The organism is Caldibacillus debilis DSM 16016, from assembly GCF_000383875.1.
GTDB lineage: Bacteria > Bacillota > Bacilli > Bacillales > Caldibacillaceae > Caldibacillus > Caldibacillus debilis.
Window position 1 is genome coordinate 242,259 of the sequence record NZ_KB912880.1, and the last position, 21,662, is coordinate 263,920.

Genomic DNA, 21,662 nt, shown 5'->3' on the forward strand with positions numbered 1-21,662 from the left:
TGCGAGGAAGGAAAGGAAGTACCCGTTCCTCTCTGGATTCAGCGATCCTAGGGCGGTGGGAGCTAGGAACAGATGACCGGGGAAAGGCGTTCCGGAGCAATGTGCGAATGAAGCGGCCGCAAGGCAAATAGGGTGGAACCGCGGGAAATGCTCTCGTCCCTATGCTCGTTTTGGCATAGGCATGGGAGTTTTTTATTTGGGCAAATGAAAGGATCGGAGGGATAAAATGAACGTTCAGCAGATGATTTTTGCGCTGCAAAAATTTTGGTCGGATCAGGGTTGCCTCATCATGCAGGCCTATGATGTGGAAAAGGGCGCGGGTACGATGAGCCCCTATACCTTTTTGCGGGCGATCGGGCCTGAGCCGTGGCGGGTCGCCTACGTGGAGCCGTCGAGGAGACCGGCGGACGGAAGGTATGGGGAAAACCCGAACCGGCTTTACCAGCATCATCAGTTCCAGGTGTTGATCAAACCGTCGCCCGATCAGATTCAGGAAATGTATTTGCAATCTTTGACGGCCCTCGGCATCGACCCGTTGGAACATGACATCCGTTTCGTGGAGGACAATTGGGAAAACCCGTCCCTGGGATGCGCCGGGCTGGGCTGGGAAGTCTGGCTCGACGGGATGGAAATCACCCAGTTCACCTATTTCCAGCAGGTGGGGGGCCTGGAGTGCAGACCCGTCTCGGTGGAGATTACATACGGGATCGAAAGGCTGGCCTCCTATATCCAGGATAAGGAGAACGTCTTCGACCTGGAATGGACGGAAGGATTCACTTACCGGGACATCTTCGGCCAGCCGGAATACGAACACTCGAAATACACCTTCGAAACATCCGACGAACAAATGCTTTTGCAGCTGTTCAACACCTACGAAAAAGAAGCCGTCCGGCAGATGGAGAAAGGACTGGTCCATCCCGCCTACGACTATGTATTAAAATGCTCCCACGTCTTTAATTTGTTGGACGCAAAAGGGGCGATTTCGGTGACGGAAAGGACCGGTTATATCGCCAGATGCCGCAGCCTGGCGCGGAAGATCGCCAAAACCTTTTACGACGAACGGGAAAAACTGGGATTCCCGTTGCTGAAAGGGGGGAAGAAGGATGAGTGAACGGCCGTTTTTGTTGGAGATCGGCCTGGAGGAAATGCCGGCGAGATTCATCCCCGGGGCCGCCGAACAACTTTCGGAAAAGATCGCCGCGTTTTTTGCCGCGGAAAAAATCGATTACGAAGGCATCCGCGTTTTCGCCACGCCGAGAAGGCTCGCTGTATTCGTCGAAGCGGTGGCGGAAAAACAAAGGGACGTGACGGTGGAGATCAAAGGGCCGGCAAAGAAAGCGGCGCTGGATCCGGAAGGGAATTGGACGAAGGCGGCCCTCGGCTTTACCAAAAGCCAGGGGATGACGGTGGACGATATTTATTTCAAAACGGTCAACGGGGCGGAATATTGCTTCGTCAAAAAAGTGGAGGAAGGAAAGCCGGTTCCGGAAGTTTTGCCGAAGATCGCCCAGGTCATCGAATCGATGGCCTTTCCGAAAAATATGCGCTGGAACGACCTGTCCCTCCGCTTCGTCCGCCCGATCCGCTGGATCCTGGCCAAATACGGGAACCAGACCGTCCCCTTTTCTGTCGCAGGCGTAAAAAGCGGTCCCTTCACCTTCGGCCACCGCTTTCTCGGCAAAAAGATCGAAGTGGACGACCCGAAAAACTATGAACGATTATTGCGATCCCAGTATGTGATTTGCGATTATGAGGAAAGGAAAAGGGAAATCCTCCGCCAGCTCGAACGGCTGGAGCGGGAGCGGGAATGGGCCATCCCCGTCGACGGGGAATTGCTGGATGAAGTCACCCATTTGGTCGAGTATCCGCAGGTTTTTTACGGTTCCTTTGATGAAAGCTTTTTGCATCTGCCGGAGAAGGTTTTAATCACGACGATGAAGGAGCATCAGCGCTATTTTCCCGTCAGGGACCGGGAAGGCCGCCTGCTTCCTCATTTCGTCGCGGTAAGAAACGGGGATGACCGCCACCTCGAAACGGTGCGCCGCGGCAATGAAAAGGTGCTCCGCGCCCGCCTGCAGGATGCGGCCTTCTTCTACCGGGAAGACCAAAAATTGTCCATCGAAGAGGCGTTGAAGCGGCTGTCCCCGGTCATCTATCACGACCGGATCGGCAGTTATGCCGAAAAGATTTCCCGCATCGTCCGTCTGACCGAATTCCTCCTCGGCCGGCTGCCCTTCGCCGAGGAAGAAAGAAGGCTGGCGGTCCGGGCCGCCCAAATTTGCAAATTCGATCTGGTCACGCAAATGGTTTACGAATTTCCGGAACTCGAAGGATACATGGGGGAAAATTACGCCCTGCTGCAAAAGGAGGATGAGCGGGTCGCCAAGGCGATCAACGAGCACTATCAGCCGAGAAACGCGGAGGACGGCCTGCCGGAAAGCGATATCGGCGCCGTGCTGGCGGTTGCCGACAAGCTGGAAACCCTCGCCTCCTTCTTCGCCATCGGGTCCGTTCCGTCGGGCTCCCAGGACCCGTACGGTTTGAGGCGGCTGGCGACCGGCGTCATCGACATCTTGCATGAAAAGGGATGGGATATCCCCCTTGCCGATCTGTTGAAGGAGGCCATCCGCCTCACTTCCGGATTCGCCGACCGGCCGGAGGAAGAGATTTTCGCCGGATTGGCGGACTTTTTCCGGGCCCGGTTGAAGCACAAACTGCAAGGAAGGGGATTCCGCTACGACATCGTCGATGCGGTCCTGTCGGCGCCTTTAACGGATGTGAGGACGCTCGCAAGAAGGGCGGAACTGTTTAACGAAAAGAAGGATGAACCCGGGTTCAAGGAAGACATGGAATCCCTCATCCGCGTCGTCCGCATCGCGAAAAAGGCCGAATCGGCGGCGGAAGTGAATCCGGAACTGTTTGAAAACGAAACGGAAGGCGAGCTTTACCGGCGGCTCCTGGAGGCCAAAGATTCCCTTCCGGGAAACGGGGCGGAGGATTATTACCGGGCCCTGGTCGCCTTGAAGCCGTATATTACCGCCTTCTTCGACCGCACGATGGTGATGGCGGAGGATGAAAGGCTGCGGAGCAACCGGCTCGCCATGATGAGGCAGTTGGCCGATTTGATCTTGAATTTTGCCGATGTGGAAGAGCTCGTCATCAAATAAGGGGCGCATGGAATGCGGAAACGGGAGAAGGGAACCGCACCGATTTTCCGCGGAAGGGAAAACCGGTATAATAAATATAAGACCAATAACCGGTTTTTCAGGGGTTCGCTTCCCGTCGTCCAGTTAGGTGGTGAGTAAAATAGAACTGAACAAACGTCAGGAACAAATCTTGGAAATTGTCAAAAAGCATGGTCCGATTACCGGGGAGCATATCGCCGAGATGCTCCAATTGACGCGGGCGACGCTCAGGCCCGATTTGGCGATCTTGACGATGGCCGGGTTTCTCGATGCCCGGCCCCGGGTCGGATATTTTTACACCGGAAAAAACCGGACCCAGCTGCTCGGGGAAAGTATCAAAAAAATGAAGGTGAAGGACTTCCAGTCCCTTCCCGTCGTCGTCAAGGACCGGGTTTCCGTATACGACGCCATATGCACGATGTTTTTGGAGGATGTCGGGACGCTGTTCGTCGTCGATGACGCCTCCCTTTTGGCCGGCGTCGTCTCCCGGAAGGACCTGCTGCGGGCGAGCATCGGGAACCAGGATTTGAATAAAATCCCCGTCAACATCATCATGACCCGGATGCCCAATATTGCGATGTGCCGGAAAGAGGATTCCCTTTATGAGATCGCCAAGCTGCTGATTGAAAAACAAATCGACGCCGTTCCCGTCGTCAAGGAGAAGGGAGACGGCTATGAAGTGATCGGAAGGGTCACAAAAACGAACATTACGAAGGCGTTCGTGTCTTTATTGGACGGAGAATGACCTTGGCCGGAACGGAAAGTTATGCGGCTTGATCTTTGCTTCACCCGGTTGGGCGGGACGCCCGATCTTTTTCTGGAATGAAAATTTAAGGAGCGGTAAGGATGAAAAGACCTCCGATTTATGTCGTTTCCGACTCGGTCGGCGAAACGGTGGAATTGGTGACCCGGGCCGCGGTCAGCCAGTTCAACGGCTCGAGCGTGGAGTTAAAAAGGGTGCCCTATGTGGAAGACAAGGAAACGGTCGATGAAGTCATCCAAGTGGTGAAAATGAACGGCGGCATGATCGTATTTACCCTCGTCAAGCCGGAGATCCGCCGGTACTTGTCCGAGCAGGCGGAGAAGAACAATATCCGGGCTGTCGACGTGCTCGGCCCCCTGATGGATGCCTTCCAGGAACTATCCGGACTGCAGCCGTTGAACGAACCCGGACTGGTCCGCAAATTGGATGCCGACTACTTCCGGAAGGTGGAGGCGATCGAATTTGCCGTAAAATACGATGATGGCAGGGACCCGAGCGGGATCCTGAAGGCGGACATCGTCCTGATCGGCGTCTCCCGGACATCGAAAACCCCCTTGTCCCAATTTCTGGCCAACAAGCGGTATAAGGTGGCCAACGTTCCCATCGTCCCCGAAATCAAACCTCCGGGTGAGCTGTTCAAGATTGATAAAAACCGGATCTTCGGCTTGCGGATCAGCCCGGAAAAGCTGAACCACATCCGGAGGGAACGGCTCGTTTCGCTGGGGCTGAAGGAGACGGCCAATTATGCGACGATCGAGCGGATTAAAGAGGAACTGGCCTATTTTGACAAGGTGGTGGAGAAAATCGGCTGCCGGGTCATCGATGTCACCAACAAGGCGATCGAAGAATCGGCGAATTTGATCATCAATTATCTCCAATAGGAACGAAAACAGGAGGGAATCCGTTTCCCTCCTGTTTTTCGGTCAGTATAAATCCAAACCGGCGAGAATAAAATAGGAAAAAATGAAAAAAGTTATAGAAAAAGTTTTGTTTCTATTATATAATAAAAAATTGCTTGAAAAAATAAGGACATCCTTTCCCCGTTTACGCCGGATCCCCGGTTTCAGGCGGGGAAAGGCCTTCGACAAATTTCTGCATCCTTTCTATAAAAAAACTTGTGCAAAAATGCATTTTTCTAGCAGGAATCCAGGAAATTTTGTAGAATTTTTATAGTGACCAAAGGGGAATAGCGGCAACGCCCGCCGGGTTGCCGGTCATGCGGCAAAGGCGGCGGGGAAAATTTCCAGGGAACATCCTTCAAAAAATGTCGAATTTTCAGCGAAAACCGCCGTTTTAGAGATCAAACATAAAAAAGCCGGACACTGCGGCAGCCTGAAGGGGCAAGTAAAATATTCGGAATGGAGTTTTTCCAATGACTGGGCGTATCCCTGAAGAAACCGTTCAGGAAGTGCTCCGCGCAACCGATATCGTAAACGTCGTCAGCGAATATGTCCAACTGAAAAAACAAGGACGTAATTTTTTTGGCCTTTGCCCCTTCCATGGCGAGAACACGCCTTCCTTTTCCGTTTCCCCGGAAAAACAAATCTACCATTGTTTCGGCTGCGGGGCGGGCGGCAACGTATTTAAATTTTTGATGGACATTGAGGGGGTATCTTTTCAGGAAGCCGTTCAAAAGCTGGCGGATAAGGCGGGCATCGAATTGCGCGTCCGTTTCGACCGCAGGGCGGAGGACCCCGCTTTGCGGGAGCGGGAACGGATGATGGAAGCCCACTTGTTTTTGCAGCGCTTTTACCATCATCTCCTCGTGCATACGAAGGAAGGCCAGGAAGCCCTCGATTATTTGCAGAAACGGGGCTTTACGAAGGAAATCATCGAGGAATTCCAGATCGGATATGCCCCGGCTTCCAGGGACGCGGCCTTGACGGTTTTAAGGAAGCGGGGCTTTCCGCAGGACCTTTTGGAAAAGGCCGGCATCATTGTGAAAAGGGAGGAAGAAGATGCGTATTTCGACCGTTTCCGCGGCCGGGTCATGTTTCCGATCCACGATCCCGGCGGGAACACGGTCGCCTTTTCCGGAAGGAGCCTGTCCGATGCCGCGCCGAAATATTTAAACAGCCCGGAGACGAAGATTTTTCAAAAGGGCCGGATCCTGTTTAATTTCCACCGGGCCCGGCCGAAGATCCGCAAAAAAGGGGCGGCCGTCCTGTTCGAAGGCTTTGCCGATTGCATCTCCGCATACCGGGCGGGGATCGATAACGGGATCAGCGTGATGGGCACGTCCCTGACGGAAGAGCATGTCCGCCTCATCCGGCGGAACACGGATCTCGTCATTCTCTGCTTTGACGGCGACAGCGCGGGGAAAAGGGCCGCCGTCCGGGCGGGGGAAATGCTCCGGCAGGGCGGATGCCAAGTGCGGGTGGCCGCCCTTCCCGAAGGCCTGGATCCGGATGAGTACATTGCCCGCTACGGCCCGGAAAAATTCCGCCGGGACGTCATCGAAAACAGTTTGACCTTGATCGCGTATAAAATGCAGCTTTTCCGGGAAGGGAAAAACCTGGCCGACGAGGGGGAAAGGGCCAGGTACATCGAGGAGGTGCAGAAAGAGCTCGCCTCCCTCGACAGCCCGGTGGAGCAGGAAATCTATTTGCGCCAGCTCGCCGATGAATTTTCCCTGTCTTTGGACGCCTTGAAGGAAAACCAGAGGAAAATCCAGCGGGCAAAAAGAAGGAACCAGCCCCTTTCCCCATCCCGGGTGCCGGTGCCCGCCGAACGGGAGAAAAAATTGAAGCCCGCCCATTACAATGCGGAGCGGCTCCTGATCGCCCACATGCTCAGAAGCCGCACCATCGCCGCCAAAGTGCGGGAAAAGCTGGCCGGCCAATCCTTTTCCGTCAGCGAACACCAGAAGATCGCCGATTGCCTGTACGATTTTTATGAAAATGGAAACTTGCCGAATTTAAGCCATTTCCTCGCCCTGCTGCCCGATGAGGGCCTGCAGAAGCTGACGGCGGAGATCGCCATGCTCCCCGTCAAGGAGGAACCCGAGGAGCAGGAATTGAATGATTATATAAAAAGTGTGTTGAATTATCAAAAATTGTTAAAAATAAAAGAGAAAGAACGGGAAGGAAAACAAGCGGAGCGGGAACATAATTACCGGAAGGCGGCGGAAATCGCCATGGAAATCCTGCAATTGCGGAAATCGCTGTAAATATTGGAAGGAGGGGAACCGATGGCTGATAAGTCAATGCGTTCCAACGATATGGAATCGGATGTCACCCTGGAACAGGTGAAGGAACAGATCATCGAATGCGGCAAAAAACGCGGCTTTCTTACTTATAACGAAATCGCCGAAAAATTGGCCAACTTCGAACTGGATTCCGACCAGATGGATGAAATTTACGAACAATTGTCCGAACAGGGGATTGAGATACAGGAAGACCACGACGATCCTGACGCCGACATCGATCCGGATCTGGAAGATTTGGAGGCGGAGGACGAGTTCGATTTGAACGATTTGAGCGTTCCTCCCGGCGTCAAGATCAACGACCCGGTCAGGATGTATCTGAAAGAAATCGGCCGCGTCGACCTGCTGACCCCTGAAGAGGAAATCGAGCTCGCCGAACGGATCGCCAAGGGCGACGAAGAAGCGAAAAAACGCCTGGCGGAAGCCAATTTGCGGCTGGTGGTAAGCATCGCCAAACGGTATGTGGGAAGAGGCATGCTCTTTTTGGACCTCATTCAGGAAGGGAACATGGGCCTCATTAAGGCCGTCGAAAAATTCGATTACCGGAAAGGCTTCAAATTCAGCACTTACGCCACTTGGTGGATCCGCCAAGCCATAACAAGGGCCATCGCCGACCAAGCGCGCACCATACGCATTCCCGTCCACATGGTGGAGACGATCAACAAGTTGATCCGCGTCCAGCGGCAGCTCTTGCAGGACCTGGGCCGCGAACCGACGCCGGAGGAGATTGCGGAAGAGATGGATCTGACCCCGGAAAAGGTTCGGGAAATTTTGAAGATCGCCCAGGAACCCGTCTCGCTGGAGACGCCGATCGGAGAAGAGGACGATTCCCATTTGGGAGACTTTATCGAAGACCAGGACGCGACCTCTCCGTCCGATCATGCGGCTTATGAAATGCTCAAGGAACAGCTGGAAGACGTCCTTGACACCTTAACGGACCGGGAAGAAAACGTATTGCGGCTGCGCTTCGGACTCGACGACGGCCGGACGCGCACGCTGGAAGAAGTGGGCAAAGTATTCGGCGTCACCCGCGAAAGGATCCGCCAAATCGAAGCCAAGGCCCTCAGAAAACTGAGACATCCGAGCAGAAGTAAACGCCTGAAAGATTTTTTGGAATAAAATGGTTTGCTGTTATGGCAATCCATTTTTTTTATTGTAAAAAATTGAAAAGAAAAAAGCAAATGTCCGAGGGCCCAATTTTGCACATTTAATATTTTTCTTAAAATATCTTCAATTTTTCTTTATAATAGTATGAAAGCGCATCCAAAAAAATTATAGCATATTTTTTCTCCGATTGGAATAAAAGGCAAAAATGGGGGGATGGGAATGGATTTCGATTTGACGGCGGAACAGCGGATGATCCAGAAAACGGTCCGGGAGTTTGCCGAAGAGGAAGTGGCGAAGGGGGCCCTGGAAAGGGACCGGCAAAAAAAGTTTCCGAAGGAGATTTTTGAGAAGCTTGCCGGGCTGGGGATGATGGGACTTCCCTTTCCCGAGGAATACGGCGGCGGCGGGGCCGACACGATCAGCTTCGCCATCGTCGTTGAGGAGCTGAGCCGGGCGTGCGCCTCCACGGGGATTACCTACTCCGCCCATATTTCCTTGGGCGCGGCTCCGATCTATCTGTTCGGGACGGAAGAGCAAAAGGAAAAATACCTGGTGCCTCTGTGCCGGGGGGAAACCTTGGGCGCCTTCGGGCTGACGGAACCGAACGCCGGCTCCGACGCCGGCGGGACGGAAACGGTGGCGAAGGAGGACGGGGACGATTTTGTCATTACCGGAAACAAATGTTTTATCACCAACGCCAGCTATGCCAAGTTTTTAGCCTTGACCGCGGTCACCGGGCAGAGGGACGGAAGGAAGGAAATCAGCGCCATCATCGTGCCCACCGACGCCGAAGGATTCCGGATTTATGAACGGTATGAAAAGATGGGGCTGCACGCCTCCAATACCGCCGAGCTGGTTTTGGAAAACGTCCGGGTTCCGCAGGAAAACCTGCTGGGGAGAAGGGGGGAAGGATTCAAGCAATTTTTGTCCACCCTGGACGGGGGACGGATCGGGATCGGGGCCATGGCGGTGGGGATCGCCCGGGCCGCCTACGAACGGTCTCTCCAATACGCCAAAGAGCGGAAACAGTTCGGTTCGCCCCTGGTGAAATTTCAGGCGATCCAATTTAAACTCGCCGACATGGCGATGAAGATCGAGCTGGCCCGGAACATGGTCTACAAAGCCGCCTGGCTGAAGGATCAAGGCAAGCCTTTCACCAAGGAAGCGGCGATGTGCAAGCTGTACGCTTCGGAAATCGCCATGGAGATCACGACCCAGGCCGTGCAGATCCACGGCGGATACGGGTATATGAAAGAGTATCACGTGGAAAGATATATGCGGGACGCCAAATTGTTGGAAATCGGGGAAGGAACGTCGGAAGTGCAGCGGATGGTCATCGCGCGGGAAATCGGATGCTGAAATTATGGCTAATTTTTGAAAAAAACTATTTCGATAGTGCCAAACTCTTCCCCTTCTTCTTTTTTTCAAGTACAATAAAAGTGTTTAAACGGTTCTTGACGCAACAACATACATAAAGGGGAGAAAAAAGGTATGAGGCATAATGCGATTGTCCCGTATCTGCTCATTATGGTCTTCGGGATCGGACTGATTTTCGCCCTTTCGTTTATGGGGTTGAACCAGGGAACGGAAAAAGCCGGGAAAGAGGAAAATAAGGGGAACGAGACGGTTGCCACCGCTCCGGAAGACTTCTACAAGCAAAACTGCAGCAGCTGCCACGGCGACCAATATCAGGGGGGCGTCGGACCCGCTTTGAAGGGTGTGGGCAGCCGGTTGTCGGAGGATGAAATCAAAGACGTCTTGAAAAACGGAAGAGGGCAAATGCCTGCGGGACTTGTCCCCGACAATCAATTGGATGCCATGGCAAAATGGCTGATGTCGTTGAAATAGCCTGGAAAACTGACTCTTTAGCGGGTCAGTTTTTTGTCTGAAAAGGGGAAATCCCCGGAAAACTGGCCATTCGCCGAATGATGCGGCAATTTGTACAAAAAGGTGATGAGATGAAAAACATCGGACTCTCGCGGCGTTTAGCGGCCGTCTCCCGGTTCGTGCTGCCGGGCAGCATCGTCTGCGATATCGGGACGGATCACGCCTATTTGCCCATCCATATCATCCGGACGGGAAAAGCGGCGAAGGTGATCGCCACCGAAGCCGCCCAAGGGCCCTTCGAACGGGCCGGCAAAAATGTTCGGGAAGCGGGGCTGGAAGGGAAGATCGAGTTGCGCAAAGGGGACGGTCTGAGCGTCATCGATGAACAGGATCAGATCGGCTGCATCACGGTCGCCGGCATGGGAGGGACGCTGATCGCCAACATCCTCGAAGCGGGAAAGGACAGGCTGAACGGCGTAAAAAGGCTGGTCGTCCAGCCGAACGTGGGGGCGCGAAAGGTCCGGGAATGGTTCCTGCAAAACGGCTGGGAATTGATCGGCGAGGAAATTTTGGAAGAGGACGGGCAATTTTACGAGATTTTAGCCGCGGAAAAGGGCGACCCCTATCGGCCGTACCGGCATTTGCAAAAGGAACTTTTATTCGGCCCCTTTTTGCTCCGGGAAAAATCCCCCGCCTTCCGGGAAAAATGGAGGCGGGAGAAAGGGGACTGGGAAGCCGTTTCCGACCGTTTGCGTTTTGCGAAGGAGACGGCGTCCGTCCGCGAAAAAAAACGGGAACTCGCCCAATATATCCGATGGTACGAGGAGGAATTCCCCGATGAAACAAGCGACGGTTCAAGATGTTGTCCGCCTGATGGAGAGCTTCGCCCCGAAGAGCTACGCGATGGAAGGGGATAAGATCGGCCTGCAAATCGGTTCGCTCAACCGGAATGTGAAACGGGTGCTTGCGGCCTTGGATGTGCTGGAACATGTGGTGGATGAAGCCATCGAAAAGGACGCGCAAATGATCGTCGCCCATCACCCGGTCATTTACCGTCCCCTTTCCGCCATCGATCTGGACGGGCGGTACGGGAAGATGATCGAAAAACTGATCAAACACGATATCGCCGTATACGCGGCCCACACCAATTTGGACGTGGCCCCCGGCGGCGTCAATGACATGCTGTGCGAAAGGCTGCAATTGCGGGATGCGGAACCGCTGGTTCCCACGAAGGAAATTCCGCTGAAAAAGCTGGTTTGCTTCGTCCCGAAGGACCATTTGCAGCCGGTCATCGACGCCCTCGGCAAGGCGGGGGCGGGCGCCATCGGCAACTACAGCTATTGTTCCTTTGCCGCTGAGGGGATCGGGCGGTTTTTGCCCGGGGAGAATACGAATCCCTTCATCGGGCGGCCGGGAAAGCTGGAAGAAGTGGAAGAAGTGCGGCTCGAAACGATTTTCCCGGAAACGATCGAGAAGCAGGTCATCGCCCGGATGCTGGAAAGCCATCCGTATGAAGAGCCTGCCTATGACATTTATCCGTTGGAGAACGAAGGGATGAAACTGGGGCTCGGCCGGATCGGAATCGCCCACGAGGAGATGGGCCTTGACGAATATGCGGAGTTTGTGAAAAAAGCCTTGCGGGCAAAGGCCGTACGGGTTGTCGGCAACCCGGGTCACCGGGTGCGGAAGGTGGCCGTTTTGGGCGGCGACGGCAATAAGTTCTTTTCATATGCGAAAGAAAAGGGCGCGGATGTTTACATCACGGGCGACGTCTATTACCATACGGCACACGATGCCCTGATGGCCGGGCTGAATATCATCGATCCCGGCCATCACATGGAACATGTGATGAAGGAACAGACGGCGGAAAAATTGAACCGGCTTTTCCGCGAAGCCGGCCTGGACGCCGAGGCCCTGCCCTCGGAGCCGCCGACCGATCCTTTCCGCTTTGTATAAGCTGAAAAAAGACGCAAAAAAAGATGGGGTGCAGCCCGTTTGCACCCCGTTTTTATGTTGCGTTCCGGTTCACCTTTTTTACCTTCGGCAAAATCTTGGACAGCGGGACTTTTCTTTCCCTCTTCCAAGTCGACGGGTCGTTGGGATCGAATTGTTCGAGGAACTCGATCACTTCCCGGGTGATCGGCGTCGGCGTGGAAGCCCCCGCCGTGACCGCCACCTTTTTGGCGTCCTTGATCCATTCGATCTCGATCTCGGTGACATCCGCCACCCGGTAGGCCTTCGTCCCGGCGATTTCTTCGGAGACTTGGGCCAGCCGATTGGAGTTGTTGCTCCGCGGGTCGCCGACCACGATCAGCACATCGGCGTCCTTCGCCTGGGTGGCGACGGCCTCCTGCCGCACTTGGGTCGCGAGACAGATCTCGTTGTATTTTTCCGCATGCGGGTATTTTTCGATGACAAAATCCATGATTTCCTGAACATCCCACTGGCTCATCGTCGTCTGATTGGTGACGATGATCTTGTCGCTCTTGATCTCGAGGGCCTCCACATCTTCCTTCGTCTCCACAAGATGCACCGCATGGGGAGCGACGCCGACCGCTCCCTCCGGTTCGGGATGGCCTTTTTTGCCGATGTAGATGACCTCATAGCCCTGTTTCGTTTTTTCTTCGATGAGGATATGGGTTTTCGTAACGTCCGGGCAGGTGGCGTCGATGGTGACCAATCCCTTTTTCTTCGCCAATTCCCGGACTTCGGGCGAGACGCCGTGGGCGGTAAAAATGACCGTGCCCTTGTCGATTTTTTCCAATATCGCCTTCCGGTTTTCCCCGTCCAGGGTGATGATCCCCTCTTCCTTAAAAGCATCCGTCACATGCTTATTATGGACGATCATGCCCAAAATATGGATCGGCCTCGGCAGCGTTTTATCCAAAGCGGCATTGCGGGCGATGACCATCGCGTCGACAACGCCGTAACAATATCCCCGCGGTGAGATTTTAATGACTTCCATATCGTTCCTCCCGTGATTTCCTTATAAACCTTTACTCTATTATATCGGAGGAACAAAAAAGTTTCAAAAGCGAGCTCCCGCGGCCGGATCCTTTGCCGATGCCGGATGGGAACGCCCGCCTTTCGGCGGGACCGCAAGGGCGCGGAAAAAATTTTTTTCGCTTGCGCCGGTCTCCGGAAAGTTTACAAAAATTCGGGCGTCCTTTCACGGGATGTCCCCGGTTTCGGCCGTCTCTCCTGCTGGCGGCGGATTGGGGACGCCTAGATGTATAACTTCGGAACGGAAGGTTTCGTTTCCATCCGTTTCGTCCTTTTTTTCTTTCCGTTTTTCCTTTTTCCGTCCTTTTGCTTCCCTTCGCCGGAAGGATCCGCCCCTTCGGGGTTCGGCTCCTTACTTCCTTCCGGCGGTTCGCCGTCCGCCGGATCGGTGCCTTCGTTCCCGCCGGCTTTCATTTCCCTGTAGATTTTCAAAAAGGAAGGCAAATTGCGGACGATCGGCCCGTATTGCTGGATCATCGGCGTAATTTGCTGGGCGGCCTGCAAAAATTGCTGGGTCTGCCGGAGGACGTTCGAGATCCTTTGGGGGTTCGTCAGCCCCTGCAAAAGGCCGGATCCGGTTTGCGCCTGGCCAGGGCCGAAGGAAAAGAGGGAATAGGGGTGTTGGATTCGGGCGGGCTGCCTTTGCAAGATCCTGGAAAGCAGCCCGCCCTGCCGAAACGGCTGCATTCTTCCCGCCGCAAAAAACGGCCGGTTCGGCGGAAGATTTCCCTGGGCGCGGGGAAAGATGCCGGGAAGATTCGGTTGTCTGTAGGGGGGCGGCAAAATTGTGGCCTCCTTTCGGGTGGAAATGATACAAAGATCCTGTAATACAATATGACGGGTAACCGGTTTTTGTCAGTCGTCCTTCCCGGGAAAAAGGCCCGGCACTTCCGGACCGCCGCGAGGGCGGAAACGCGCCGGCAGGAAAACGGGATGCGAAAGAACAGACAAAGGCGGAAAAAAAGGGTAAAATAGCCTTAAAAGATTGATGGAAAAGTGAGAGGAGAATACGATGCTGATCATTGGATCCCACGTTTCGATGAACGGTGCGAAGATGCTTTTGGCCGCCAGCGAAGAAGCGGCTTCCTACGGCGCCACCGCCTTTATGATCTATACCGGCGCGCCGCAAAATACAAAAAGAAAAAAAATCGAGGAGCTGAATATCGAAAAGGGGCTGCAGCACGCCAAGGAACACGGCATTGTCGAGATCGTCGTCCACGCCCCTTACATCATCAACATCGCCAATACGGCGAACAAGGCAACTTTCCGCTTGGGGGTGGATTTTCTCCGTTCGGAAATCGAACGGACGAAGGCGATCGGCGCCAAGCAAATCGTCCTCCATCCGGGCAGCCATGTGGGCGCGGGGGAAGAAAAGGGCATCCAAAAGATTATCGAAGGATTAAACGAAGTGATCACGAAGGACCAGGATGTGGAGATCGCCCTGGAGACGATGGCCGGGAAAGGTTCCGAGTGCGGAAAATCCTTTGAGGAAATCGCCAGGATCATCGACGGGGTCACCCATAACGAATTTTTGTCCGTCTGTTTTGATACTTGCCATACCCACGATGCGGGGTACAACATCCGGGACGACTTTGACGGGGTGCTGGAGGAATTCGACCGGATCATCGGGCTCGACCGTTTGAAGGTGCTTCACATCAACGACAGCAAAAATCCCCGGGGATCGCGGAAGGACCGCCACGAAAATATCGGCTTCGGCCACATCGGCTTCGACGCCTTGAACTACATCGTCCATCATCCCCAATTGGAAGAGATCCCGAAAATCTTGGAAACCCCCTATGTGGGCGAGGACAAAAACAAGAAAAAGCCGCCCTATAAATTTGAGATCGAAATGCTGCGAAAAAAGGAATTCGACGAAAATCTGCTGGAAAAGATCGTCCGGGAATAAAAATGTTCCTCTGTCACCTTTTGCAAAGTGACAGAGGATTTTTTAACGGGTCAATTCCGAAAGGATGCGGTAAATTTTTTTGGCCGGCTGCTCACCGGCAATCCTGGAAATTTCTTTGACCAGCTTCAACCGGTCCGAATGGTTCAGGATATTGACCGGGTTTTTCCGCAGGTAGGCGGCGATCTTTTCAGCCGCCGCTTCATTGATCCCCAGTTCAAAGGCCCGGCTGATTTTCATCACGTCCTTTCCGGTGGCCGTCTTCAGCTTCATCTGAATCAAGTTTTCCAAAAATCCCATGATCTCCCCTCCTAAATCAAATATATGTGGGGAAAAGCGGCGGCGTGTATCCGCGATCCGCCGGGAACTTCCCCCGCGGAAGGTTTTCCCCGGGACCGGTTTTTGCCTGCGGGCATTTCCGGGGCGGCGCGATTTGCCGCAAACCGTTTTGCCCCTCTCGGAAACAGGATGCGCCCCTCCATTTGCGGGGGAAAATGTTCTTTTCCCCGTTCTTTACAAAAGAAGGCTTCTCCTTTATACTTGAGATGTAAATCGGAATGATTCTGAAATAAATTCGGGTGAAACTATGAGCGAAAGCGAAACGATCATCGAAGTGAAAAATGTATCCTACCGGTACGATGAAACGAAGGTGCTCGAAAATATTACCTTATCCGTTCCGCGGGGCACGTTCCTGACGATCGTCGGACCGAACGGTTCCGGGAAATCGACCCTTTTGAAATTGATCACGGGTTTGTTGAAATGCCGGGAAGGGGAAATCCGCCTGTTCGGAAAAAGGGTGGAGGAGTTTAAGGAATGGGAAAAAATCGGATACGTATCCCAAAAGGCCAATCGTTCCATCCACTTTCCCGCCACCGCATTCGAAGTGGTCCGGAGCGGATTGGCCAAGAGGACGGGCCTCTTCCGTTTTTATCCGAAAGAGGCGAAGGATCAGGTGATGGAAGCGTTGCGGGCGGTGGACATGGAAAGATACGCCGGGCAAAACATCGGGGCGTTGTCGGGCGGGGAGCAGCAGCGAGTTTTTATCGCCCGGGCCCTCGTGGGCAAGCCGGAGCTTTTGGTCCTGGATGAACCGACGGCCGGCGTGGACGTCAAAATCGTCGACGCCCTGATGGAGGTTTTAAAAAAGCTGAACCGGGAAACCCGGTTGACCCTGCTCCTCGTCACCCATGACATCGCTCCGGTGCTGCCGGTGACCAGCCAGATCGCCTACTTGAACCGAACGATCCATTTCCTGGGAAATGCCGGGGAATTTCGCCGGTTAAAAAACGAGGATTTTTTGCGTTTTTACGGCTTGGACGCATATTGACGAAAAGGGGAAAGAACGATGATTTCTGAGCTGTTTCGCTACGAATTTCTGCAAAATGCCTTCCTCACGGGAATCTTCATCGGCTGGGTGGCCCCTCTGTTGGGCGTCTTCATCGTGCTGCGGAGGCTTTCCCTCATCGCCGACGCCTTAAGCCACGTCACCTTGTCGGGAATCGCGGCGAGTTTATGGATCGGGCGGCTCTTCCCTTCCCTGCAGTGGATCAATCCTTTGTATGCGGGAATGGGTTTTGCGGTTTGCGGGGCGCTCCTCATCGAAAAATTCCGGACGGTGTATAAATCCCATGAAGAACTGGCCATACCGGTCATCATGTCCCTCGGTATCGGTTTGGGGGTTATTTTCATCTCCCTGGCCAACGGTTTTACCTCCGATTTGTACGGATTTCTGTTCGGCAGCATCAACGCGGTCACCCGTTTCGATTTTCTCGTCGTTCTCCTGCTGACGCTGGCGGTGACGGCGGCCGTTTTTCTGCTGTTCAAGGAGTTTTTCCTCCTTTCTTTTGATGAAGATTATGGAAAAACAAGCGGGCTTCCCGTCCGGGCCCTCCAGCTCGTTTTCATCGTTTTGGCCGCGGTGGTCGTCAGCGTCTCCATCCGCATCGTCGGGGTTTTGCTCGTTTCTTCGCTGATGACTTTGCCCGTCGCCTCCGCCATGCGCCTCGCGAAAAGTTTCCGCGGCGCGGTCGTTTTGTCCGTCGTTTTCGGGGAAATTTCGGTCATCGCCGGGCTTTTGGCCTCCTATTACCTGGATTTGGCCCCCGGCGGAACGATCGTCGTCATTTCGGGAATCCTGCTATTGTTCTCCCTTTTGAACGAGAGGACATTAAAAGCACGAAGAACGGTCGGAAGGGGTTGATGGACATGAATGTGGCAGAAGCGATCCGCGTTTTGAAGGAGAACGGGTACAAATATACGGGAAAAAGGGAGGAGCTTTTGAAATTTTTTGCCAAAAACGAAAGGTATTTGACGGCGAAGGATGTGCAGCAGGGGCTCAAGGGGATGTACCCCAATTTGAGTTTTGACACGATCTACCGGAATCTTTCCCTTTTCCAGCAGCTCGGGATCTTGGAAGCGACGGAGCTGGACAATGAGAAGCATTTCCGCATCGCCTGCTCGAAAGAGGAGCATCATCATCATTTCATCTGCCTGGAATGCGGAAAGACGAAGGAAATTAAGACGTGCCCGATGTTCGCCTTGGATGAAAATTTCGACGGCTTCTCGATCGCCGGCCACAAATTTGAGGTATACGGGTATTGCCCGGAATGCCAAAAAACATGATCGGATGCGATCATGTTTTTTGATTTTTTCGGGGGAACGGGAGCGATATGGAAATTTTTCTACCGGCAGTCAAACATTGCTATAGTGAAAAGAAAGTTTGGGATCAATACTAATAAATGCTCCCGATCCTGAAAGCGAGGGATAACGGTGGAAGACCAGAATCCAGCAACCAGGGGACGAAACGCGAAGCCACCCGATTTCAACTATGATACGGACGACTTTATGGAAAAGATGTACGATGATCCCGGACATCCCGCCGCCAGCTACAACGCTGAATCAGCGGCAGAATTTGCGCCCGAGGTGAGAAAGGACAGGACAAACCGCCACCGCGATGAAAGCGAAGGAAACGGCCTTTGGTTCGGGTATTTGGCCATCGCCCTGGCCATCCTTTCCTTGTTTGTCATGCCGGTATTCCTCGGTGCCGTCGCCATCATCTTGGGGGTGGTCTCCCGGAACAGGGAGGCGCGGACCCTCGGGAACTGGGCGATCGGCATCGGCATTTTGTCCGTCATCATCGGGCTTTTCATCGCACCGTTTTACTAACAAACGGATTGGGAGCAACCTTAAAAATAAGGTCTTGACTTTGCAGTCAAGACCTTATTTCAGCTTGCGGGCCGGGCACGAAGGTCTGCAGGCTTTTTTCGGTTTTTTCGCAAAGCATGAGGGGCTTGCGCGTGCTCTTATTGCCTTTATTCATAACAAAACCCCTTCTGAACCTTCGGTTCAAAAGGGGGGTTGTCTTCAGCCCGTAAATTTTTCCGTTCCGTGATGACCGGTTTTGCCGGATCAAGCGGGGGTATTGCGGGAGAGCCGGCTGGCGCCCGTTCCGCCGGCGGAAAACGGGCATCCCGCAACGGATTCCATCTTTCGGGCGCCTTTTGCCGTGTCCGGCGGCGCTTTTTGCAGCGTCCGGCAACGGCAGGCCGATTGCGCCGGGACAGGGATCCCGTTCTTCAGGACTTGATCTCGGCGGACGCCTCCGTTTCTTCCGACTTCCGCATGTATTCCTCCGCCAGTTTGTCGATTTCTTTTTTCAGCTCTTCCACCATCGTTTCTTCGGGGACCTTGCGGATGATTTTTCCTTTCCGGAACAACAGTCCTTCTCCCCGGGCGCCGGCGATCCCGATGTCGGCTTCCCGCGCTTCGCCGGGGCCGTTCACCGCGCAGCCCAGGATGGAAACCTTGATGGGGGCTTTGATATTTTGCAGATATTCCTCGATCTCGTTGGCGATTTTAATCAAATCGATTTCGATCCGTCCGCAGGTCGGGCAGGCGATCAACGTCGGGGCATTGGAGGCCAGACCGAAAATCTTCAACAGTTCCTTGGCCACCTTCACTTCTTCCACCGGGTCGGCGCTCAAGGAAATCCGGATCGTGTTTCCGATCCCTTTGTTCAGCAAGATGCCGAGGCCGGCCGCGCTCTTGATCGTGCCGGAAAACAAGGTTCCCGATTCGGTGATGCCCAAATGGAGCGGGTAATCGAAGGTTCTCGCCGCCTTTTCATAGGCCTCCACCGCCAGGCGGATATCGGAGGCCTTCAGGGAGACGATGATGTCATGAAAATCCAGTTCCTCCAAAATCCGAATGTGATCGAGGGCGCTTTCCACCATTCCGTCCGCCGTCGGGTAGCCGTATTTTTGCAGGATCCTTTTTTCCAGCGATCCGGCATTCACCCCGATCCGGATCGGGATTCCCCGTTCCTTGGCCGCCTTTACGACGGCTTCCACCTTTTCCCTCTTCCCGATGTTGCCGGGGTTGATGCGGATTTTGTCGACGCCCCCTTCGATCGCCTTTAACGCCAGTTTGTAGTCAAAATGGATATCGGCGACGAGGGGAATATGAATCCTTTTTTTAATTTCCGGAATGGCGTTTGCCGCCCGCTCGTCAGGCACCGCCACCCGGACGATTTGGCAGCCCGCCTCTTCCAGCCGGTGAATTTGCTTCACCGTCGCCTCCACATCGTGGGTCTTTGTCGTCGTCATGCTCTGTATATATAATGTATTGCTTCCGCCGATCGTTAAATTTCCCACCCGTACCGGACGGGTTTTTGAACGATGGATGATTTCACCCAACATGGTTCGCTCCTTTAAAAAATGAATTGGAAATCCTGTTTATGTCATTATTTTATCAATGATTTTCGGAAATTGACAAGGAAGAACTCCTTTCCCCGGGATAAACGGGAATTTTATAAGTCTTCCCCGGTTTCATTTGTTCCGGTTTCAATCCGCCGTTCAATCCCATGAAATCTTCCACGATCCGGCTGATTTCCACATGTTCCGGAAAGCCTTCCAAGTTTTCGATGATCGAAAGCAAGGTATCCCCGTTTTTGACGGAAACTTCCACGTAGGGGATCCCGGATTCTTCCTCCGCTGCCGGTTCCCCTGCCTTGGGCAATGTCCCGTGCTTCAAATCGTAAAAGACGGAATAGACGATCAAGAGAGAGATGAAAAGAAGGAACAACCGTTTCATCGAACCACCTTCGGGATTTCGGTAAATTTTTCAGGAAGGATCTTCCTTAATTTTTATATATTCTCCCTCTTATCTTTTCAGACCCGCTGCTAGATTTTTTCACAAAAAAAAAGAGCCGGAAAGGCTCCTCTTGAAAGGGCGGCGGACGGGAGGCCCGCCTTTCAGGCCGGGTTTTCTTCCTCCCGGACTTCCTTCAGGGACAGGTACAGCATGATGATCATCACGCCCCAATTGATCCAGAAGGAGAAGGGAACATTGGCGAGAAAGATGTTCATGATCATGAAAAAGACGGCGGGCAAGGTGATGCTGTAGGCGCTCATTTTCCACAATTGGCCGTAGGCGAGCCCCTTTGCCATGGCTCTGCTTAAAATGAGGCCGATCAATGCCAGGATAGTGATCTGCAAAAGCCGTCCCACGATTTGGGAAATGTAGATGAAGAGGAAGAACAGGAAGCCGATCAGCCCTTTTACGGATTGGATGACGGATAAAAAGTCGAGCAATTGATCTTTCGACAGGTTGTCGATCCCGAAGGTGGAATAGGGAATCACTTCCAGCTGGCCTTGGCTGTTGATGGCCATTTCATTCTTCAGCAGGGCGACGGAATTTTCTTCCAGATCCTCGGGCAAAAGTTCGCCCGTGCTGTCGAGCACGAAGGTGAGCCCCGCCGTGTTGATGGTGACCGGTTCACCGGCATCCGATGTCAACGTCCCCTCTTCGATAGAAAAGTCGGGCAACCGGTTTTTGACGATGTTTTCCGCCTCGGACAAACTCTTGTTGAAGAAGGAGGCGGTATGGAAAAATACGGGCAGGATTGTAATGACGGTCAAGAGCAAAACATAGAGGATCGTCTTGCCCGTTTTTTGCAGGCGGAACCGGGCGATATCTTTCGGGGAGTATAAGCTGACGAATAACTGCTTGAAAATGTTCACGAAAACACATCCTTTTTCTTTTGAATTTTCTACATGTTTTATTTTATTATGTTGACATGGAGTGTTCAATTCCATTCTTGTCAATTCCAGGTGCTGGCGGGTGAAAAAAATGGAGATCCTCTATTGGCTGATCATTCTTTTTTTGCTGTTTCTCGCTTTTCTCGGGTTTATCTTCCCGCTTTTGCCGGGAGCCCTGTTTCTGGTCGCGGCCTTTCTTTGCTACGGCCTGTTTTTTACCTTTGAACCGTTAAACGCATCCTTTTGGCTCGTTGTCGCTTTTTCCGTCCTGCTGCTGTTCCTGGCCGATTATTTGGCGAATGCCCTCGGCGTGAAAAAATTCGGCGGGTCGAAGGCGGCGATTTTGGGAAGCACGGCCGGGCTTCTGTTGGGGCCCTTTATCATCCCCTTCGCGGGGATTGTGATCGGTCCCTTTTTGGGGGCGGTGATCGCCGAGGTCGCCATTTCCAAAAAGCCGTGGGAGGAGGCCTTGAAAGTCGGCGCCGGTTCCGCCGTCAGCTTGATCGGGAGCGTTCTGTTCAAATCCCTCGTCCTGCTGGCCCTGATCGTCTACTTTCTCGCCCTCGTCCTGTAAGGTGCCGTGAAAATGCCGCCCGGAGTTTGCACTACGGATATGGTGTAAAATTGATTT

Annotated in this window: 22 protein-coding genes; 16 read left to right on the forward strand and 6 right to left on the reverse strand. The window is 53.5% G+C overall.

Annotation, left to right across the window (positions count from 1 at the left end; translation table 11 throughout):
* Positions 1-226 precede the first annotated feature (226 nt).
* The 10 genes from glyQ to A3EQ_RS0104565 all read left to right on the forward strand — a co-directional run bounded on the left by glyQ (position 227) and on the right by A3EQ_RS0104565 (position 12,043).
* Positions 227-1,111, forward strand: a complete 885-nt coding sequence (gene glyQ, locus A3EQ_RS0104505) for a glycine--tRNA ligase subunit alpha (protein WP_020153996.1) — start codon at positions 227-229, stop codon at positions 1,109-1,111.
* Positions 1,104-3,167: a glycine--tRNA ligase subunit beta gene (glyS, locus tag A3EQ_RS0104510; protein WP_020153997.1), complete on the forward strand. Its 2,064-nt coding sequence runs from the start codon at positions 1,104-1,106 to the stop codon at positions 3,165-3,167. Before glyQ ends, glyS begins: the two co-directional genes overlap by 8 nt.
* A 127-nt stretch (positions 3,168-3,294) precedes the next feature.
* Entirely contained in the window at positions 3,295-3,930 is a 636-nt protein-coding gene (locus A3EQ_RS0104520; protein ID WP_026499736.1) for a helix-turn-helix transcriptional regulator, read from the forward strand.
* A gap of 101 nt (positions 3,931-4,031) precedes the next feature.
* On the forward strand, positions 4,032-4,829 hold the full coding sequence (locus A3EQ_RS0104525) for a pyruvate, water dikinase regulatory protein (protein ID WP_020154000.1): 798 nt from the start codon (positions 4,032-4,034) through the stop codon (positions 4,827-4,829).
* Between the two features lie 491 nt (positions 4,830-5,320).
* Positions 5,321-7,117, forward strand: coding sequence for a DNA primase (gene dnaG / locus A3EQ_RS0104540; RefSeq protein WP_020154003.1), 1,797 nt, complete (start codon positions 5,321-5,323; stop codon positions 7,115-7,117).
* Positions 7,118-7,138: 21 nt separating this feature from the next.
* Positions 7,139-8,272 carry an RNA polymerase sigma factor RpoD gene (gene rpoD, locus A3EQ_RS0104545; protein ID WP_026499737.1) on the forward strand — a complete coding sequence of 378 codons (1,134 nt, stop codon included), beginning with the start codon at positions 7,139-7,141 and terminating at the stop codon, positions 8,270-8,272.
* A 207-nt stretch (positions 8,273-8,479) separates the two neighbouring features.
* On the forward strand, positions 8,480-9,619 hold the full coding sequence (locus tag A3EQ_RS0104550; protein ID WP_026499738.1) for an acyl-CoA dehydrogenase: 1,140 nt from the start codon (positions 8,480-8,482) through the stop codon (positions 9,617-9,619).
* 132 nt (positions 9,620-9,751) lie between these two features.
* Positions 9,752-10,108: a cytochrome c550 gene (gene cccA / locus A3EQ_RS0104555; RefSeq protein ID WP_020154006.1), complete on the forward strand. Its 357-nt coding sequence runs from the start codon at positions 9,752-9,754 to the stop codon at positions 10,106-10,108.
* A 110-nt stretch (positions 10,109-10,218) separates the two neighbouring features.
* A complete protein-coding gene (locus A3EQ_RS20595; RefSeq protein ID WP_020154007.1) occupies positions 10,219-11,004 on the forward strand; it encodes a tRNA (adenine(22)-N(1))-methyltransferase in 786 nt (261 codons plus the stop codon).
* Positions 10,925-12,043, forward strand: coding sequence for a Nif3-like dinuclear metal center hexameric protein (locus A3EQ_RS0104565; RefSeq protein ID WP_026499739.1), 1,119 nt, complete (start codon positions 10,925-10,927; stop codon positions 12,041-12,043). The genes A3EQ_RS20595 and A3EQ_RS0104565 overlap by 80 nt, the downstream gene beginning before the upstream one ends.
* Positions 12,044-12,095: 52 nt before the next feature.
* Here A3EQ_RS0104565 and A3EQ_RS0104570 read toward each other — a convergent pair whose 3' ends face one another.
* Both A3EQ_RS0104570 and vrrA read right to left on the reverse strand, forming a co-directional pair.
* Positions 12,096-13,052, reverse strand: a complete 957-nt coding sequence (locus A3EQ_RS0104570) for a 4-hydroxy-3-methylbut-2-enyl diphosphate reductase (protein ID WP_020154009.1) — start codon at positions 13,050-13,052, stop codon at positions 12,096-12,098.
* Positions 13,053-13,312: 260 nt separating this feature from the next.
* Complete coding sequence (gene vrrA / locus A3EQ_RS21650) at positions 13,313-13,777, reverse strand: VrrA/YqfQ family protein (RefSeq protein WP_154652808.1); 465 nt, start codon at positions 13,775-13,777, stop codon at positions 13,313-13,315.
* Between the two features lie 325 nt (positions 13,778-14,102).
* On the opposite strand from vrrA, the gene A3EQ_RS0104590 reads away from it, so the two are divergent.
* Positions 14,103-14,996 carry a deoxyribonuclease IV gene (locus A3EQ_RS0104590; protein WP_020154013.1) on the forward strand — a complete coding sequence of 298 codons (894 nt, stop codon included), beginning with the start codon at positions 14,103-14,105 and terminating at the stop codon, positions 14,994-14,996.
* 42 nt (positions 14,997-15,038) lie between these two features.
* Here A3EQ_RS0104590 and A3EQ_RS0104595 read toward each other — a convergent pair whose 3' ends face one another.
* The gene (locus tag A3EQ_RS0104595) at positions 15,039-15,293 is read right to left on the reverse strand and encodes a DUF2624 family protein (protein WP_020154014.1); all 255 of its coding nucleotides are present in this window, start codon (positions 15,291-15,293) and stop codon (positions 15,039-15,041) included.
* 286 nt (positions 15,294-15,579) lie between these two features.
* On the opposite strand from A3EQ_RS0104595, the gene A3EQ_RS0104605 reads away from it, so the two are divergent.
* From A3EQ_RS0104605 to A3EQ_RS20605, 4 genes are all read left to right on the forward strand, one after another.
* The gene (locus A3EQ_RS0104605; RefSeq protein WP_020154016.1) at positions 15,580-16,320 is read left to right on the forward strand and encodes a metal ABC transporter ATP-binding protein; all 741 of its coding nucleotides are present in this window, start codon (positions 15,580-15,582) and stop codon (positions 16,318-16,320) included.
* An 18-nt stretch (positions 16,321-16,338) separates the two neighbouring features.
* Complete coding sequence (locus A3EQ_RS0104610) at positions 16,339-17,193, forward strand: metal ABC transporter permease (protein WP_020154017.1); 855 nt, start codon at positions 16,339-16,341, stop codon at positions 17,191-17,193.
* Positions 17,194-17,198: 5 nt separating this feature from the next.
* A complete protein-coding gene (locus A3EQ_RS0104615) occupies positions 17,199-17,615 on the forward strand; it encodes a Fur family transcriptional regulator (RefSeq protein ID WP_026499740.1) in 417 nt (138 codons plus the stop codon).
* Positions 17,616-17,762: 147 nt separating this feature from the next.
* On the forward strand, positions 17,763-18,158 hold the full coding sequence (locus A3EQ_RS20605) for a DUF308 domain-containing protein (protein ID WP_154652809.1): 396 nt from the start codon (positions 17,763-17,765) through the stop codon (positions 18,156-18,158).
* Positions 18,159-18,568: 410 nt separating this feature from the next.
* Here the strand turns inward: A3EQ_RS20605 and ispG are convergent, their stop codons facing one another.
* The 3 genes from ispG to A3EQ_RS0104645 all read right to left on the reverse strand — a co-directional run bounded on the left by ispG (position 18,569) and on the right by A3EQ_RS0104645 (position 21,013).
* Positions 18,569-19,687, reverse strand: coding sequence for a flavodoxin-dependent (E)-4-hydroxy-3-methylbut-2-enyl-diphosphate synthase (gene ispG / locus A3EQ_RS0104635; protein WP_026499741.1), 1,119 nt, complete (start codon positions 19,685-19,687; stop codon positions 18,569-18,571).
* A gap of 55 nt (positions 19,688-19,742) precedes the next feature.
* Positions 19,743-20,084, reverse strand: a complete 342-nt coding sequence (locus A3EQ_RS20610) for a LysM peptidoglycan-binding domain-containing protein (RefSeq protein ID WP_020154023.1) — start codon at positions 20,082-20,084, stop codon at positions 19,743-19,745.
* Positions 20,085-20,245: 161 nt separating this feature from the next.
* Complete coding sequence (locus A3EQ_RS0104645; protein WP_020154024.1) at positions 20,246-21,013, reverse strand: DUF1189 domain-containing protein; 768 nt, start codon at positions 21,011-21,013, stop codon at positions 20,246-20,248.
* 109 nt (positions 21,014-21,122) lie between these two features.
* Between A3EQ_RS0104645 and A3EQ_RS0104650 the strand changes: the two genes are divergently transcribed.
* Positions 21,123-21,605 carry a DUF456 domain-containing protein gene (locus tag A3EQ_RS0104650; RefSeq protein WP_026499742.1) on the forward strand — a complete coding sequence of 161 codons (483 nt, stop codon included), beginning with the start codon at positions 21,123-21,125 and terminating at the stop codon, positions 21,603-21,605.
* Positions 21,606-21,662: the final 57 nt, after the last annotated feature.